Raw genomic sequence first — 16,706 nt, forward strand, 5'->3', positions numbered from 1 at the left:
CCACTCCTCACTGGTTGATTGAAAAGTCATCGTGAAATGGCGTAACGCACGCCGACAAAAAATCGATCGCTATCGCCGATGCCGTTGTAGTTGCTGTAAGTGCCGGAGCGATAATTCAACAGGCCGCCGTACAGCATGAACCGGTCACTGATTTCATAACTCGCGTCGGTACGGGTGTAGCCGCCGCCGTCGCCGTTAGGACCGAACGACGCATAATCGACATGCAACACCAACCGGCTTTGCAGCAAAGTAAAGCTGCTGCCGAGCAACCACTGATACTCATCCTCGAATCGGCGCGACACCGGGCTCAGCTGACCGATCCGCTCGTCGTAATCGTTGATGTGATAATTGCGGGCGGCGGCGGTTAGCTTGATGTCGCGGGTGATGCCGTACTCGGTTTCGAACATACTGTCGAAGCGACTGAACTCGGTATCGAGCGTGCCATAGCGCAAGCCCTGCAAGTACGCAAACTCGGTGATGAAAATCCAATCGCCGCTGGTGCGCGTTGCTCCCAGGCCGAACATCGACACTTTGTTGTGAAGCAACTCGATCGCGCCACCGACGCGCTGTTGATAGGTGGTGTCGTCGAAGTAATGCGCACCCATCAGCAAGAAGTCGGTCCCCAGCCCGCGCAACACCAGCTGCGCCGCAACACCGGTGTCGCTGAAGTCGTCCGGTATCACTTCGGTCGGCCGCGGCCCGGGCGCGATATAGAAATCGCTGCCATAAGCCGGATATTCGTCGAAGCGCCATTCGTGAATGCCGGCGACGCTGAAGCGAGTGTCGGCGGTGTGGTAATTGACCGTGCTCATGGTCGTCGCTCGCCGCAGATCGGCCGGCGAACGCACGAATTGCGGGATGCGATAGTCGTGCGGATTGAGCACGTCGAGCACGCTCAAATAATTACCGAATGTCCAGTTCAGTATTTGCCGGCCGAAGGCCAGATCGAGCCGGTCCGACGGGCGCCACACGAACGCCCCTTCGGAGACATCGAAGTCGCTTTTGTGTTGCGACTCGTACTCCGCGGGATAATCCGTGTTGGAATGAAACGCGAAGTTGAGGTCGTGCTCGGCGCGTATGCCCCATTTGAACTGCACGCGCTCGGACAAATCGTGATCGGCCGACAGCGTCAATATTTGTTTCCAATGACCCAATTCGCCGCGCGATAACAAGGTGCTGCCGCCGTCGTGCGTCCGATAAATCGCCACGCTATCGAACGCGCCGTTGACGATTTGCGGCTCCTTCCCCAACCACTGATCCTGCTTGGCGGCCGAGTCGCGCCAACCGTCGTCGCGTAGAACATCGTCGTACTCGCCGGCCGTCGCCAGTCGCGCGCAAACGATCAGCAGCAGCGCGACGCCGACACGCGCGGCCATTCCGCTATGAGTCATCGGTAGCAACACGATGATTATCCGGTAACGCGCGCGACGCATGTTCTCACCAGCGGTGCCAGCAGAATGACCAGCGGCACCGAAATCGGGAACGACACGGTAATCGCCCGCGCCCAGCGCAACAGAAACTGGTGGTCGAGGCCGGTGTTGATCCACAGGATCGCGCCGGACATGAAGATGGACATAAAAAATCCCATCATGGCGGCGAACAACAGGTTTTGATATTTGCTAGGTATTTTCATGAGGCACCAATTGCTTGTTGATAAGCCGTACGGTCTCGATCGAGAACCGACCGATCGTTATGCCAGCCGTCGTTAACGCCGCCTGCTCGACCAGCGCTTGCCCGCGCGCATGCTCGTCAAGTCGTACCGGCGAAAACGCCAGCTCGCAAAAAATACCGCGCGTTATCGGCCGGTCGATGCTGGCCGATAGCGAAGTAATGAGCGCACGCTCACCGGCCAGCGCCGCGCCGTTACGTTGATGCGCGCGATAACGCACACCTTGGCGAAACGCTTCCACCAGATAGCCCAACGGCAAATGGTCGGTCGGCGCTAGTTTCGCGAAGTGCGGCTGCTCGGTAAGCGGCACCAGCGCAAAGCGATCCGAATCGAGCGGTGCAATGAACACGTTGCGCGCGTCGCTCTTGTTGACGGTGTGTTTCGCCGCCGGTACGACGTCGTCGATAGCAGGTAGATCGCCGATAACGTCGTCTGCCGGCTGCAACATGATGTCGGCGGTGCACCGCACACGGTCGCCGACAATCACGCCGCTGTAGAAAAACCGTCTGGCCGGTGATTCGCCGCCGAAGCGTAGCTCGCGCGCGAACACTTCGTTCGGTGCATCCAGTCGGATCAACTCCTTGAAATCGATGTGAACCGATGTCGGTAACCAGGTTTGCGCGGTGGTCGATGGAATCTGTTGCAACAAGGCGAAGATCGACTCGGCCGCCTGAATACCGGACACGTGGTCGAGCGGGTGATCGAAGAAAAACGGATGCGTTTGATCGACGAACAACGGCGCGCGCCATTCGCCGGTCGGCAGTCTTTTTCCGGCGCCGACCAAACGCGCGCCGTGCGCAATCGTCGGTGCCGTTACCGCTGACACTGCGACGACGGTTCGGTCGGTCCGACCGTGTTCGATGAGTTCGGCAAAAGTACGTGCATTGACCAACGCATCGAGCGGCGCCTGCTTAGTGGCATAGCGACCGACCCACTCGGCGGCAATCTCGGTGCGATCTATCGAATCGATGTCCAATTCGTCGATCGGTGTATGAAAGTCGTCAGTCGTTATTTCGCGATTAGTAACGCGGCGGACGATGTCGATGACGACCGATGCCCAATCGACCGCAGCAACTATCGGCGCAATCGTCGCGCCGCCCTCGGTCAACAGCCGCGCGATGGCGGCAATACTCGCGCTGTCTTCCAGCTGATCGAGCGTCACTGTCAAGGCGGGCAAACGCGCCAGCAGATCGTGCGCAATTTCCGTACGCGTCACCGAGTCGATGCCAGCGTCGTCGAACGTGGTTTCGTCGGTAAATTTTTCGTCGTCTAATTGCGCGACTGCCTTTACCCGCTGCCGGACGAGCGTCAACAAATCGCCGGGGTCGGTTGGCACTGGTGTCGGCGCGGCAATCGATTGGACGCTATCTTGCGTAATGGTCACATGCTCGTGGCGGAACAACTTGCCGAGTAGCGGTGCTAACGGCGCGGCGACAATCCGTGCATCGGCAAAACCTAACAACGGCGCGACGTCGACGCTGCCACCGCGCAGATAAAAAAGTACGCACAAGGTCGCGACCGCCTGTTGCGGATCGGCGAGGGTAACGACCGGTATGGATTCGACCGGCGTAGCACCGATGCCGATGCGTACACGGCGGTCGACAGCGTTGATGCTCAATCTGGCGATCGCGTCGCGCAGCGGCACACCTTCGAGGTCGCTCAACAAAATGCCATTCAACGTCGCGGCTTTCGGCATGGCATTGGGTCGCGTGCACGATATCTGCTCGGGCGTTATCAACGCCAATCCGCTCAACAGCAACGGCAAACACTCGACCGAGCATTCGTAACGATCACCGTAGATGCCGGCATCGGCCAACGCCGCCAGCAAAGCGACTGCTGTCATTTCTGTTGTCGCGGATCGGCCAGCACTCAGCGCATCGTAGGTTCGGCGCCAAGGACGGCACGACGCCGGTAGTGCATCGACAGCAACATCGAATGCCAGCTCGACGACGCGCGTCGGTGCTGACTCGCCGGCGTAATACATTTCCGGCAGATGCGATTCGACAGCCGCGGCTTCGGCGAAGCGGGTGAACGCCGTCCGCGCTGCCGTCGCGTTGACCGCAACGACACCAAGTCGATAACCCATCGGCTCACGCGCCTGCCAAGCGGTACGCATCAGATCCGCCGCATCAGCGCCTGCATCAAGACGTGCGGCCCACTTCCCGGCCAGCACTTGCAACTGTGCCGGTGTGCGCGTGGAAATCACCAATGCCAGCGGGCGCTCGGGGTCGGCGACCGTTGCCGGGGTAGCGTCGGCTTCCGTCACAATCGCGTGCGCATTGGTGCCGGACATACCGAACGAGCTGATGGCGGCATAACGCGGGACCGCTTGCCGCGGCCACGGTATGTTGCGATCGCACACACGTAGATCGGTGTTGGTTAAATTGATGAAGCGATTGAGCCGGCGAAAATGCAAATTGGCCGGTATCGTTTCGTGCTGTAGCGCGAGTGCGATCTTGATGAGACCGGCGATACCAGCGGCCGGCTCCAAATGGCCGATGGCGCTCTTGACGCTGCCGAGCACGCAACTACGTCCCTGCCGGTCATCGCCGACAAAAACATTCTTCAACGCCTTGGCCTCGATCGGATCGCCGAGCGCAGTACCGGTGCCGTGCGCTTCGATGTAGTCGATAGCACGCGCCGGTAACTCAGCATCCTTCAGCGCTTGGCGGATGACGGCTTCTTGCGCCTCGCTCGACGGCGACGACAAGTTCGCCGCCTTGCCGGTGTGATTGACGGAGGTGCCGAGGATTTGCGCGTAGATCCGTCGGTGATCGTTGCGCGCGTCGACTACCCGCTGCAACACCAATACACCGGCACCCTCGCCTGGGACAAAACCGTCGGCGTCAGCGTCAAACGACCGGCAGCGGCCGGTCTTCGATAGCGCCCGGAATTGGCTCAAGGCGATGTAATGCTCCGGCCACAACATCTGCACCGCGCCGACCAACGCCGTATCGCACACGCCGCTGCGCAGATCCCGCACTGCCATGTTCAGCGCGACTAACGACGACGAACAGAAGGTGTTGGTGTAAACCGATGGCCCGACCAGATTGAACAAATGCGAGATGCGATTGGCCAATACCGTGTTGTTGTTGCCGAGTAGGCCGAACGGCGTAATGCGTTGCGCGCTCGGCAGTCCGTGCGCGTAGTAATCCCAACCGCCGGCGACATAAACGCCGGTGCGACTGCCGCTGATACGTGCACGCGTGTAGCCCGCGTCCTGCAGTGCCAAGAATGCCTCTTCCAACAAGATGCGCTGTTTCGGATCGATAACCTCTGCTTCCCGCTCGGAGATGCCGAACAACTCGTTGTCGAATGCGAATGGCGCGGTCATGAAACCGCCTTGGTCGCAATACGCCTTGAGCGGCGCCTGCGCATCGGCGCTGTAGATGCGCTGATGCTCCCAACGATCGGCCGGCACCGCCGTCACGCAATCGCGCTGGCTCATCAAGTTTTGCCAAAACTCGTCGAGATTCGACGCCTGCGGAAAGCGGCCCGACATACCGACGATGGCAATGCGATTGTCTCTAGCGACGTTCATGTCCCTACTCCTCGACGCGCAGTTGAACGATCAGCTATTCGGCTGCAATGCCACTCCTTTGCTCTGCAGGAAATCGATGATCTCGTTCAAGCTGTTCAACTTTTCGTATTCCTCGTCCTTCACTTCGACGCCGTATTCGTTCTCGATCGCGCTGATCAGCGATAGGTGATTCACCGAATCGGCTTTAAGCTCACGAAAGAAATGCGTGTCGAGACCGATCTCGATCACATCCAAGCTCAGCTTCTCGCGTACTACCTTGACCAAACTGTCCAATCGGCTCATGGCTCACCTCCTCCTGACTCGTTGTTAGCAGCCAAAAATCCATCGATAGTGCCGCCACCGGCTGCCGACGATGGCGATGTTTGCGTTTCTTCGGGTCGAGCGCGACCGCACGAAAGTTTCGACGAACTTTCGCGATGCCGTGATCGGCATGAAGAAATTTCTTGGTGGAACTAGTTTCCGGCTTGCGACGGAATTACGGACGGATGTGCATTCCTAACTACCCCCTCTTGCCGCTCCCTAATCGTTTCACTTTAAATAGTGGATCAACCGCTATACCTGGCTAATTTACGTTACACGTTAAACCACCATCGGCGACGATCACCTGCCCGGTCACATACGACGCTGCCGGACTACAGAGAAAACAAACCAGATGCGCCGTATCTTCCGCCTGCCCCAAACGCCCCATCGGTATGCGCTTGCTGATCGCCTGAAATTTCTCCTCCGGCATACCGGCGGTCATTTCCGTCTTTACCAATCCAGGCGTCACGCAATTGACCGTGACCCCAGCGCGTCCGAGCTCGTTCGCCAAGCAATGCGTCATACCGATCAACCCGGCCTTCGACGCCGCATAGTTCGCCTGCCCGGGCGACCCTTTATGCGCGCTGATCGAGGTGATGTTGATGATCCGGCCATTGCCGGCCTTGAGCATGGACGTCACGCTGTGACGGATGCAGTAGAACGCGCCGTTGAGGTTGGTAGCGATAACGCGGTTCCACTCGTCGGCACTCATGCGGAACACCGCCTTGTCGACGCCGATGCCGGCGTTGTTGACGAGCACGGATATCGAACCGAGCTGCTGTTTAATCGTCTGCATCATGGCAACGACCTGCTGCTCGTCGGCAACATCGGCCCGCACGACGACACCGTCGCCGCCCGCTGCCTTGATGTCGTGCAACACGGCATTGGCACCGTCGAGCGAACGGTTGTAATTGATAGCGACGGCGTAACCGTCGCTTGCCAGTGCTTTCGCCACCGCCGCACCGATGCCTTTGGAGGCGCCGGTCACTAACGCTACCGGTTTACCGCTCGACTTCATTGACCTCTCCCAGTACGGTCTCCGTTTTTTTTACATCCGGCTCTTTGACGTAAATTTGCAGCGAACCCGACGCCACTTTTTCACCCTCGACCGACAAGATGGTGTCGGCGAAGATCACGTTACGGCGCCGACTCTTTTGCCGTACCTCGATCTCGAGCAAGCAACCCGGTTCCACCGCCTTCTGAAACTGAAACCGTTCGACGCCGACGATACGCGCCATACAATCGCCGCCGATGTCGACCAAAAAGCCGGCAACCTGCGATGCCGCTTCGATCATGACGACCGCCGGCAAAATAGGTCCATCGGAAAAATGTCCCGGAAAGTACGATTCGTTGTAGCTCACTGCTTTAACGCCTTTGACATATTCCCCTAGTACGCGCTCGATAATCCTGTCAACGAACACAAACGGGTGTGAATGAGGCAGTGCCGACAAAATACTCTTGGTCGTTAACATTTCCATTAGCTATTAGTACTAGTTCCAACATCACTCGGTTCAATGCAAGACGCCGCTACTAAGGCATCAACCTTCCAAGGCAGTTGCGCGGAAATCGTCCGGGCGCAAATGCTGGTTGTACTTCAAACCGATCGCGCGCACGTTCGTGCGACTGACGATTTCATCGCCGCGCTTGGTCATGAACGAATACTCGAGCTGCGTCCAAATGCCGTCGACCTTCGCCAGCTTGTACACGTCGAAGTATTTGAGCAGGTCGGTATCTTTGACCCAGAAGACGCTGCGGATCGCCGTGTTGCTCTCTTTGTCGATCCACAAAAGCGCCTTGGTGTAACCGAACTTGTCGACCTCTTGCGGCGTCTTCGGAATCATCTCGATCACCCAAGCGTTGCGGCCGTTGACCGCCGCGTGCTTGATGAATTTGAAGTTGTAATTACGCACCTTGCGCTCGGTGAGATCGGCGAAAGTAATATCGGATCCCATGAAGCTCGCGGTCTTGTCGGTGCTGGCGATGCGTTTCACCTTCTTCAAATCGTTCAGATAAATCCACTGCAGATCGTCGGCATCGGGCTCGTCGAAGTCGTAGCTCAAAATACGTGTGCCTTGCAGCGACTGCGGGTAGTCGACATTGATGAACGTGTATCGATCCGATCCACTCTTGCCGAAGTCCTTTTGCTTCACGTGCATCTTGCGCCGGCGCTCGCTACCGGTGCGATCGATCAACAGCATCTCCAGCTCATACGTCACGTCGTCACCGTCGTCTAAGTTCTCGACCCGCAGCATGACGTCTTCGACTTCTTTCGGTGTCAACGGCGCCAACTCGTCGGCGCTCCGCGCCACCGTCATGCAAGCGACGATACCGAGCAAAACTGCCGCCAGTTGTTGTGATGCCTTTTTCATATTCTTCCTACTCCTGCCGATTTTTTAGCTCGCTCGCGACGTCGCCGGCGCCGCGCCGGGCGCAACGTCAGTAACGACGACATTTTTGCGTTTTTCGGAAATTGCCAACAACGCCGGTGACAACACTAAATCGAGGAACAGCGCGACCATCGTCGTGGTCGCCATGAGAATCCCGAAATTGCGGATGTTGTTCATCGATGACATGCAGTAAAACAAGAAGCCCAAGGCGATCACCAAGGCGGTGATGACGATCGGGCGTCCGGTTAAACCGATCGTCCGCGCCAACGCGTCTTCGAACGAGATGTTGCGCTCGCGCAGCTGGCGGAACGTCGCGAACAAGTGCACGGTATCGTCCACATACAGACCGAGCGCGATACTGCCGATTAGAATGGTGAATGTGTCCATCGGAATAGACAGCAAGGCCATAACGCCCATCGCTGCCACCACCGGCAGTTGATTGGGAATCATACTGAGCAGACCGAGCTTAATTCCGCCAAGTACCACCATCATCATCAACGCAATCATCACGAACGAGCCGATATAGCTGTCGCGCATACTATTAAGCATTTCCACCGAGGTGCGCGACAACAACGCCATGATGCCGGTGAGCTCGACCTTGGCCATGTCGCCGATACGCTCATCGGCGATTTTCTTGATCGACTCCATCAGCGACGTGTAATAGGCCGCATCCATCCACGAGACGCGCACGGTAAGTCGAGCCTTGGAGTAATCCGGATCGGTGAAGTCGGACATGTCGTCCGAACCGCTGCTCTCGAACAGGAACAAGGCGCCGCCGATACCATCCGCCGACGGCAATCGATATTCCTGCTTTGTGCCGTCGTGCAGCGCCGAATTGATTTCCTTCAGGAGATCGGTGATCGCCAAGGTCTTGCCGACGGCGACCGGCTGCGCCGGCAATGCCAGAATGTCGCTGGCGGTCTGATCGATACGTTTTAACAACTCGACATTCTTGAGCCCGTTTTCCTTACCGGTATCGATCAACATTTCCAAGTTGACCGTGCCCTTCATCGCGGCATCGATGTACTGCGTGTCGACTCGTGCCGGGTGATCGGCCGGCAACCACGTGAGCGCGTTGTGCGCAAACTTCACTTGGGTCGCCAATATAAAGAGTGGAATGAACAACGCCGCCGTCAAAATCATTACCGCCTTGGCGTGACGAGCGGAGAACAATCCAAGCGTCATCAGCTGCGTATCGATCCAGCGATCGAGCCCGGTCGTCAAGTTGCCGCCGTGCGACCGCAGCCGGAACAACCGCAGAATGACCGGCACGAGCGTGAACGACAGTACCATGATGATCAGCACCGACAACGAGCCGAACACGCCAAGCTCGGCAATCGGCGCGAGCCGCGAGCTACCGAAAGAGATCATGCCGGCGACCGTTGTCAGATTGGTGAAAATAATAGCGACGCTGCAATCGCTGATAGCATGGTGCAGCGCCTCGTGTTTGCTCTTGCCCTCGTCGAGACTGTTGAAGAATGTAGTCAGCAAGTGCATGGTCGAGCAAATGCCGGAGACGATGATGACCGACAACAGCACTTGGGTCGGCGGCTTGATCGACACGCCAGCAGCCGCCATCGCGCCGAAAGTGGCGAGCAACGTGACGACGACGATCAATCCGGGCACGACCAAAAACGTGAAGCGCCGGGTGAACACCAGCAGCAACACGGCGATCGCCAACAAGCTAAGGCGCGTGTATTGCGGCATGTCGGCCGCCATCTGACCGACGATGGTGGTGCTTACCACCGGCGAGCCCGATACGTGAATCCGAAAATCCGGCGTATCGTACTGGCGCGCGAGCGCGACCAGCGCCTTGCTCATCTCCATCAACGCCTGCGGCTTCAAGAATTCATGGCTGCTACCTAGCGATTGGGTAAATTGATCACCGGCGACGAACTGCGACTCCGGATCGGTCACCGGCCGCGGCTGATAGCGACTCGGTTTGATGCTGATATTGGTGTGTTTGCCGTCTTCCGACACCAATAAGTTTTTGTAGACCGGATGCGTCAGCACATAGCGCCGCAATTCCGCCATTGCCGCGGCATCTTTGGGCATGGTGTACAGCAGATCGTTGACGCTGAATTCGCCGTCGGCATTACCGTGCACGCGGCGGGCGTTGTAGAGGCTGGTGATGTCCTCGACGTGCGGCACTTTGCCGACGATGTCCTTGTGAAAGCGGATCAGTTTCGTCAGGAACTCCGGCGTGAACACGTTTTCCGAGTGGACGTTGACGATGATTTCACCGTCCTGCCCGAACTGACGTTTAAAGTTGTTATACAGCACCATTTCCGGGTCATCGGGTTTGAAAAATCCCTCGATCGAACCATCGACAGTGATTTTGGATAGGCTGGCGATCGGCACCGCCAATATCGCCAATAACAACAACGACGAGACCAGCGGGCGCGAAAAGCAAAAATTAGAAACCGCGGTGGCCTGCCGTTCGACCCAAGCCATAACTTTCTTGACGCTCATAAGCTCCCTGACTCTAATCTCGGCGGCCAACGATGCTGGCGGACGCTCGTTTAAATCTCATGACGAAAAGATGACAACAGATCGCTCGCGCTGAACGGCCGGTACCGATGAGCGTCATCGTGCGGAACTCGCATTCAATTTTTTGTTTGCTATTTTTCTAATTATTATTCGATAGGTCATTCGCTAATTAAATGGATGATTCAATACGTTGCAAATCTTCCATCAATGCTTACAAAAATAAAATATAGCGTTACATCTTGTTACAACTTGTTTCAATGTTTAAACACATTTCGCGTAGTGCTTCGGTAACCTGCATTCGCTCTTAACGTCGCATTTGACCAAGACGTGGCCATTCACAATGATGAAATCGACTAATACCTATGTTCTGTCGTTGGATCCTCATCACAACGACCAACCCGTCACCGTTGCAAGGTACGAAAAAGTGAACAGTCATGTCGCTACGCTGACCGACGTCGGCAAAAAATATCCAATGGGTGAGGTGCAAGTGCGCGCATTGGAAAACATTGATCTTTGTATATACCGCGGACGATTTAACTTCGTTGTCGGCCCTTCCGGCAGCGGTAAGACGACGCTGCTCAATCTGTTGGGATGCATCGACAAATCCGACAGCGGCAACATCCATCTGCTCGATCACGATATAGCCACACTCAACGACAATGCGCTCTCCGACTTTCGTAGTAACCATATCGGCTACATCTTTCAGCACTTCAATTTGATCCCGGTGTTGAGCGCTTACGAGAACATCGAGTATCCGTTATTGCTGACCGGCATGGCGCCGGCGAAACGAAAACAGCGAGTGACGGAGGTGCTGGCCGCGGTCGGACTCGACGGTCTGACGCAGCATCGGCCGAATCAGCTCAGTGGCGGGCAGCGGCAACGCGTCGCCATTGCCCGCGCATTGGTCAAGGCGCCGGCGTTGGTGCTCGCCGACGAGCCGACGGCCAACCTCGACACTCAAACCAGCCTGGAAGTCATCGAGCTGATGAAGCATATGCAACGGCAATATGACACGACGTTCGTATTCTCGACCCACGACGTCGAGCTGATGCCGTTCGCCGACGTCATCATCCGCTTACGCGACGGTCGTTTGGAGAATGTCGAAACGAAGGGTGCGCGGCAACAACAGCGAGGCCATCAATGAATTCGCTCAACATCGCCGCGCGCAATGTGTGGCGAAACCCGCGACGGTCGCTGATGACGACGTTAGCAATCGTTATCGGCACATTAGCGATATTGTTGTTCGGCGGTTACGTCGCCGCCATTTTTGCCGGCATGCAAACTAATATCGTCCGCGCCGCCGGTCACCTCCATGTTCATAAGAATGGCTTCTTCGATTTCGGCGCCGGCAATCCGACGGCGTATGACATTGCCGACTACGAATCGGTCGTGCAGGCAATCGCCGACGACACGGTGCTGCGGAAATATCTGGCGGTCGTGACCCCTACCCTGCAGTTGGTCGGCATCGCCAGCCAATACGATAAAAACACCTCTACGACTTTCGTCGGTCAAGGCGTCATTCCGGCGGACCAGCAGCGTCTGCGGCAATGGGACGGTTTCGCTCTCGGTCTGCCGGTAGAACCGTATCCGCTGACCGGTACGCCGAGCGGCGCCGGCGTTATCGGTGTCGGTCTGGCGCGCATCTTGGAGCTATGCGGATCGCTGCCGATCTCGGGCTGCCGTCAACGGCCGAGTACCAGCGTCGATAACACCACGGTCGACGCAAAGTTCGCCGCCGATATTCAGCAACTCGTGGAATCGCCGGCGACGACAACTACCGGCGGCGCGACCCTGGATCTGTTATCGGCAACAACGAACGGCGCGCCGAATGTGGTGTCGCTGACCATCGCCAAAACCGAGCAACAAGGCATGAAGGAGCTCGACGATCGTTATGTCGCCATGCACCTGCAACAGGCGCAAAAGCTGCTCTACGGACGCGCGCCGGGCCGCGCCAACACATTGATCCTGCAACTGACCGAAACGACGGCGTTAGCCACCGTCGTCGATCGATTGCAACAGCTGTTCAAGGAGAAACAGCTGGATCTGGAAATAAAAACCTTCGACGAATTCGTGCCGCTCTATAAGCGCGTGAATGGATTGTTCTTCGGCATCTTCGCCTTCATCGCCCTCGTCATCGGCCTGGTAGTGCTATTCACGGTGATTAACACCATGACGATGTGCGTCATGGAGCGCTTCAACGAGATCGGTACGCTGCGCGCGCTCGGTTTGCGGCGTAGCGGCATTCGTACGTACTTCGTGCTCGAAGGCTCGATTATCGGCATCGTCGGCGCCACCGCCGGCTTATTACTGGCGCTACTCGCGGCTTACGCGATCAACCATGCCGGACTCAGCTGGCAACCGCCAAGCAGCAGCACTGCCCAACCGCTGCAAGTCCGCCTCGCCAATACGCCGGCGCTCATCGTCGGCTGCTGGCTGATTCTGGTCGCGATCGCATCGGTGTCATCGATGTTACCGGCCAACAAGGCAGCAAAAATGACCGTCGTCGACGCCCTACGCCACGTTTAATCATGAAAAAAATTTACGCCCTAATGCTGGTGCTGGCATGCCTGATCGCCGGACCGATCGCCGCCGCCGAGCTGCAACCGCAGGAGATCGTCGCCAAAACCGACGAGCTGCGTAATCCCGGCCACGCCTTCTCGGTCACGGCCAAGCTGACCGAGTACGATCAAGGCAAAGCGCGCGACAGCCTGATCGTTCAGGTGTATTCGAAACGGCAAACGCACGGCGGCCAATATCGCAGTCTGGTGCGATTCCATGAACCGACTAAAGATCGCGGCAAACTCATGCTGCGCAACGGCACTAGCTTGTGGTTCTACGATCCATCAGCCAGCACTAGCGTACGCATTTCGCCGCAGCAACGTCTATTAGGGCAAGCCGCCAACGGCGATGTGATGACGGTCGATTTGGCGCTCGATTATCGCGCCAACAACGCCGTGCGCGAATCGATCGAAGACGGCAATCGGCAACCGCGCGATTGTTATCGCATCGATCTCACGGCGCAGGCCGACGGCGTCACCTATCAACGGATCGAGTATTGGATCGACCGGAATAACTATCAGCCGGTGAAGGGAAAGTTCTACGCCGATAGCGGCCGGCTGCTGAAGATCGCTTACTACCGCAACTATCGCTCGCAACTCAATGCCATGCGGCCGACCGAGGTCATCATCATCGATGGCGTCAATCCGAACAAAGTGACGCGCCTGCAATTTTCCAACTACCAATACGTCGAGATCCCGGAAGCCTGGTTGCAACGGGAATTCTTGCCGCAGTTCAAAACGTCGTAACACCTGTCGCTTGTGACCACGGAGCATCGCTCTTGGGGGTTATCGTGCGCAACCTAGTCGCCGTGTCGTTGATGCTCATCGCCGGCGAGCGGGCATGTGCCGCCGGACAAGACAGCGATCTCGATAGCATTCCGGACGCGCTGCTGTCGCCGACGGCGAACGATACGCCGACTGAAACCCCTACTTTGCCGGCGGTCCGTTGGACGTTGCGCAATACAGTGCAGTACAACGCACCCCGTTCGGTCGACTTCGCGCCAGCCGGCGCGAACGACGACGCGCTATGGGCCGGCGCGGTACGCGTCACTGCGCACGCCGAACAAACGGTTTCGCCGAACTGGCGCATCGTTACTGACGGCTTCGTGCGCGCCGACATGATCGAAGCGCGTTCACCGCTAATGTCGGAAAATCTCGTGTGCCAGCTGCGCGAAACCTACGTCGACGACACCCTGTCGTTCGCGCGCTTTTTCAGCCTGGGCCGACTTAACGTTAAGAACGGCGTTGCCCAAGGCTTCAACCCGACCGACTACCTGCGCCGTAATACGTCGACCGATACGACCGCGCGGGATGCGCGCGAACGCCAGAACGAGCGGTTAGGCTCGCTGATGGTGCGCTACAAATCCCTGTGGGACGACGGTGCCTTTAGCATTGCGCTGCTGCCGCGAATTAACGCGCGCGCCGGCCACTGGTGGACCGACGCCGATGTCTACGGCCAACAGTTCGATCGTACGAATCCGGACAACGCGCTGCTACTGACGGTCAGCCGGCGCGTCGGTGCCGACGGCGAGGCGCAGCCGGTGTTGTTCTACGAGGACGACACGTTACACCTCGGCTTCAACTACAGCGCCACTATCGGCAACAGCGACATTGCCTATGTCGAATGGAGCGGCGCGCGCCGTGCGGCCTGGCATCGGCAAGCATTGACCGCATACTGCGACAGCACGACAACGCCGCCGGCGGCACTGCAATCGCTTTGTACGTCCGGTGAACGCCGCTTTCGCTCGCAACTGGCGGCCGGTATCGCCCATTCCACGGCCAGCGATATCACCACACACATCGAGTATCACTACAACGAGCTCGGCCTGACCGACGATCAATGGGACGCTTGGGTAACAGCAGCAGAAACCGCATCGATGCAAAACGATAGCGCCATGCTCGGCGCGTTATGGAGCATGCGGCGCACCATTCAAGACAACCAAGACACACTGCCACGGCACTCGCTGTTTATCCGTACGCATGCCAACGATTTTCTAACCGCCGACCTCGGGTTGACGCTGATCGGCCGCTTGAATCTACAGGATCGCAGCCGAATGCTGCAGCTCGGTTTGGATTATGTGCACACGCCGTCGACCACCAGCGAGATCACGATCGCTATTTTTACCGGCGATCGGCGCAGCGAATTCGGCAGCGTTACCGACGATTTCACGCTGACCTACCGGCTCAATCACCATTTTTAACTTTAACGATTGAAGAAATATTACTGTCAAGGGAAACACTTATGACTTCCAGGACTACAACGGCACTGCTCGCACCGGTTCTACTATTATCGTTCGGCGGCACAATACACGCCGCCGACGATTCAGCGAGTCGTCCTAATCTGATCGGCGGTGGTATCAAATATCAGCAATCGATATTTCGCGGCGGCGACGATGAAGTACGGCCGAGCGTAGTGGTGGAATACGGCAATTTCTTCGTTCACGGACCACAAGTCGGATATCGCTTCTACTCGACCGATCGTTGGGAGTTCAACACCGGTATTGCGCTGTCGTCATTCGGCACCGATCGTGGCGAAGGTGTCGAGCCGATCGATCATTGGGTCGATGCCTTCGTCGGCACGGCCTTTACCTCTGGTATGCACCAATGGCGTCTGCGCGTTAATACTGATACCAGCGATAAGCACGACGGCCAATCGATCCATACCGAGTATGGCCTGCGATTCCCAGGGGAACGGCTGCAGGTGACTCCTTATGTAGGGGTTAGCTGGTGGAGCAAGAAGCTAACCGACTATGTGGTCGGCGTAGACGGCGGCGCTAACGATTATCAGGCGGACGCTACGGTCAATAGCCATATCGGCGTTCGCGTCAATTGGGCGCTGACGCGGCAACACCTGCTTCAGTTCGATCTGCAGGGCACAAAGTACGGCAACGAAGTTACCGACAGTCCACTGGTGGACAAAGATCGATCGAGTCATCTGTTGCTCAATTATGTGTATCGGTTCACTTCGCCATGAACGAATACATACTATCGTACGGTCGACCGTGGCGAGTCGAACACGGTAATATTCGCGCCCATCGAATACGCCCCGGGATGCCAATGGCCTCAGTACTACTGATCGATGATGACGAACAGCTGGGAGAAGCGCTGGGAATGTATCTATCCCAGTTCAATTACGATCTCACTTGTGTCACTAAGCCATCGGCCGCCTTTCGCAATCTGGAACAGCGCTTACCCGACATTATCCTGCTCGACATCATGCTACCGGAGCAAAGCGGCTTTGCCGTCTGCCAAGCACTGCGCCGCAGCCACAACAGCATCAACATTCCCGTGATCATGCTAACCGCACGGTCGGACATCAACGATCGCATCGTCGGTCTCGAGATCGGTGCCGATGACTATTTGGCGAAGCCGTTCGAGCCGCGCGAGCTGCTGGCGCGGATGAATTGCATGCTGCGCCGACGCCAACCGCCGGCGCCGCCGCAAACACCGGCGAACGGCCACGGTATCGTCATCGACAGTAAGCGGCGCGAAGCTTGGCTCGGTAAAAAATTGCTTGAGCTGTCGTGCATGGAATACGAATTACTCTTGTTGTTTCTGAATTACGTCGGTAAATGCTGGACCCGCGATGAGCTGCTGTCCGAGCTGCGCGGGACTGACGCGCAGCTCTATACCCGCTCCGTCGATATCCTCGTCAGTCGGTTGCGCAAGAAGCTCGGGGATCTCCACAAGGAACCACGCTTCATCAAGACGGTTTGGAGAAAGGGTTACATCTTTCTGCATTCGTAAAATCGGCGGCGCGC

The 16,706-nt window shown here is 57.3% G+C and carries 14 protein-coding genes; 6 read left to right on the forward strand and 8 right to left on the reverse strand.

The genetic code is table 11. The features are described 5' to 3' along the window. Window positions 1-26: 26 nt before the first annotated feature. The 8 genes from HY308_00675 to HY308_00710 all read right to left on the reverse strand — a co-directional run bounded on the left by HY308_00675 (window position 27) and on the right by HY308_00710 (window position 10,369). Entirely contained in the window at window positions 27-1,433 is a 1,407-nt protein-coding gene (locus HY308_00675; protein ID MBI3896791.1) for a hypothetical protein, read from the reverse strand. Next, window positions 1,409-1,633 (reverse strand): DUF2798 domain-containing protein, encoded by a 225-nt coding sequence (locus tag HY308_00680; GenBank protein ID MBI3896792.1) that lies wholly within the window; start codon window positions 1,631-1,633, stop codon window positions 1,409-1,411. The genes HY308_00675 and HY308_00680 overlap by 25 nt, the downstream gene beginning before the upstream one ends. Then, on the reverse strand, window positions 1,620-5,210 hold the full coding sequence (locus HY308_00685) for a hypothetical protein (GenBank protein MBI3896793.1): 3,591 nt from the start codon (window positions 5,208-5,210) through the stop codon (window positions 1,620-1,622). Before HY308_00685 ends, HY308_00680 begins: the two co-directional genes overlap by 14 nt. Before the next feature lie 30 nt (window positions 5,211-5,240). Then, complete coding sequence (locus HY308_00690; GenBank protein ID MBI3896794.1) at window positions 5,241-5,492, reverse strand: acyl carrier protein; 252 nt, start codon at window positions 5,490-5,492, stop codon at window positions 5,241-5,243. A 280-nt stretch (window positions 5,493-5,772) separates the two neighbouring features. Continuing rightward, the gene (locus HY308_00695; GenBank protein ID MBI3896795.1) at window positions 5,773-6,528 is read right to left on the reverse strand and encodes a 3-oxoacyl-ACP reductase FabG; all 756 of its coding nucleotides are present in this window, start codon (window positions 6,526-6,528) and stop codon (window positions 5,773-5,775) included. Further along, window positions 6,512-6,988 carry a beta-hydroxyacyl-ACP dehydratase gene (locus HY308_00700; protein ID MBI3896796.1) on the reverse strand — a complete coding sequence of 159 codons (477 nt, stop codon included), beginning with the start codon at window positions 6,986-6,988 and terminating at the stop codon, window positions 6,512-6,514. The genes HY308_00695 and HY308_00700 overlap by 17 nt, the downstream gene beginning before the upstream one ends. 60 nt (window positions 6,989-7,048) lie before the next feature. Then, the gene (locus HY308_00705; protein MBI3896797.1) at window positions 7,049-7,879 is read right to left on the reverse strand and encodes an outer membrane lipoprotein-sorting protein; all 831 of its coding nucleotides are present in this window, start codon (window positions 7,877-7,879) and stop codon (window positions 7,049-7,051) included. A gap of 24 nt (window positions 7,880-7,903) precedes the next feature. Continuing rightward, entirely contained in the window at window positions 7,904-10,369 is a 2,466-nt protein-coding gene (locus tag HY308_00710) for an MMPL family transporter (protein MBI3896798.1), read from the reverse strand. Between the two features lie 361 nt (window positions 10,370-10,730). On the opposite strand from HY308_00710, the gene HY308_00715 reads away from it, so the two are divergent. The 6 genes from HY308_00715 (at window position 10,731) to HY308_00740 (ending at window position 16,692) form a co-directional block, all read left to right on the forward strand. Beyond that, window positions 10,731-11,531 (forward strand): ABC transporter ATP-binding protein, encoded by an 801-nt coding sequence (locus HY308_00715; protein MBI3896799.1) that lies wholly within the window; start codon window positions 10,731-10,733, stop codon window positions 11,529-11,531. Beyond that, window positions 11,528-12,913, forward strand: coding sequence for an ABC transporter permease (locus tag HY308_00720; GenBank protein MBI3896800.1), 1,386 nt, complete (start codon window positions 11,528-11,530; stop codon window positions 12,911-12,913). The genes HY308_00715 and HY308_00720 overlap by 4 nt, the downstream gene beginning before the upstream one ends. A gap of 2 nt (window positions 12,914-12,915) precedes the next feature. Next, on the forward strand, window positions 12,916-13,692 hold the full coding sequence (locus HY308_00725; GenBank protein MBI3896801.1) for an outer membrane lipoprotein-sorting protein: 777 nt from the start codon (window positions 12,916-12,918) through the stop codon (window positions 13,690-13,692). 32 nt (window positions 13,693-13,724) lie between these two features. After that, entirely contained in the window at window positions 13,725-15,146 is a 1,422-nt protein-coding gene (locus tag HY308_00730; GenBank protein ID MBI3896802.1) for a hypothetical protein, read from the forward strand. 41 nt (window positions 15,147-15,187) lie between these two features. Next, complete coding sequence (locus HY308_00735) at window positions 15,188-15,919, forward strand: MipA/OmpV family protein (GenBank protein MBI3896803.1); 732 nt, start codon at window positions 15,188-15,190, stop codon at window positions 15,917-15,919. A gap of 83 nt (window positions 15,920-16,002) precedes the next feature. Then, window positions 16,003-16,692 (forward strand): response regulator transcription factor, encoded by a 690-nt coding sequence (locus HY308_00740; GenBank protein MBI3896804.1) that lies wholly within the window; start codon window positions 16,003-16,005, stop codon window positions 16,690-16,692. The last annotated feature ends 14 nt before the right edge of the window (window positions 16,693-16,706 follow it).

Source organism: Gammaproteobacteria bacterium, assembly GCA_016199745.1.
Taxonomy (GTDB): Bacteria; Pseudomonadota; Gammaproteobacteria; order Acidiferrobacterales; family Sulfurifustaceae; genus JACQFZ01.

Coding starts and splice junctions, on each gene's coding strand:
- HY308_00715 (MBI3896799.1), top strand. CDS start 10,731: ATGAAATCGACTAATACCTATGTTCTGTCGTTGGATCCTCATCACAAC.
- HY308_00720 (MBI3896800.1), top strand. CDS start 11,528: ATGAATTCGCTCAACATCGCCGCGCGCAATGTGTGGCGAAACCCGCGA.
- HY308_00675 (MBI3896791.1), bottom strand. CDS start 1,433: ATGCGTCGCGCGCGTTACCGGATAATCATCGTGTTGCTACCGATGACT.
- HY308_00685 (MBI3896793.1), bottom strand. CDS start 5,210: ATGAACGTCGCTAGAGACAATCGCATTGCCATCGTCGGTATGTCGGGC.
- HY308_00735 (MBI3896803.1), top strand. CDS start 15,188: ATGACTTCCAGGACTACAACGGCACTGCTCGCACCGGTTCTACTATTA.
- HY308_00690 (MBI3896794.1), bottom strand. CDS start 5,492: ATGAGCCGATTGGACAGTTTGGTCAAGGTAGTACGCGAGAAGCTGAGC.
- HY308_00740 (MBI3896804.1), top strand. CDS start 16,003: ATGGCCTCAGTACTACTGATCGATGATGACGAACAGCTGGGAGAAGCG.
- HY308_00710 (MBI3896798.1), bottom strand. CDS start 10,369: ATGAGCGTCAAGAAAGTTATGGCTTGGGTCGAACGGCAGGCCACCGCG.
- HY308_00725 (MBI3896801.1), top strand. CDS start 12,916: ATGAAAAAAATTTACGCCCTAATGCTGGTGCTGGCATGCCTGATCGCC.
- HY308_00705 (MBI3896797.1), bottom strand. CDS start 7,879: ATGAAAAAGGCATCACAACAACTGGCGGCAGTTTTGCTCGGTATCGTC.
- HY308_00700 (MBI3896796.1), bottom strand. CDS start 6,988: ATGGAAATGTTAACGACCAAGAGTATTTTGTCGGCACTGCCTCATTCA.
- HY308_00680 (MBI3896792.1), bottom strand. CDS start 1,633: ATGAAAATACCTAGCAAATATCAAAACCTGTTGTTCGCCGCCATGATG.
- HY308_00695 (MBI3896795.1), bottom strand. CDS start 6,528: ATGAAGTCGAGCGGTAAACCGGTAGCGTTAGTGACCGGCGCCTCCAAA.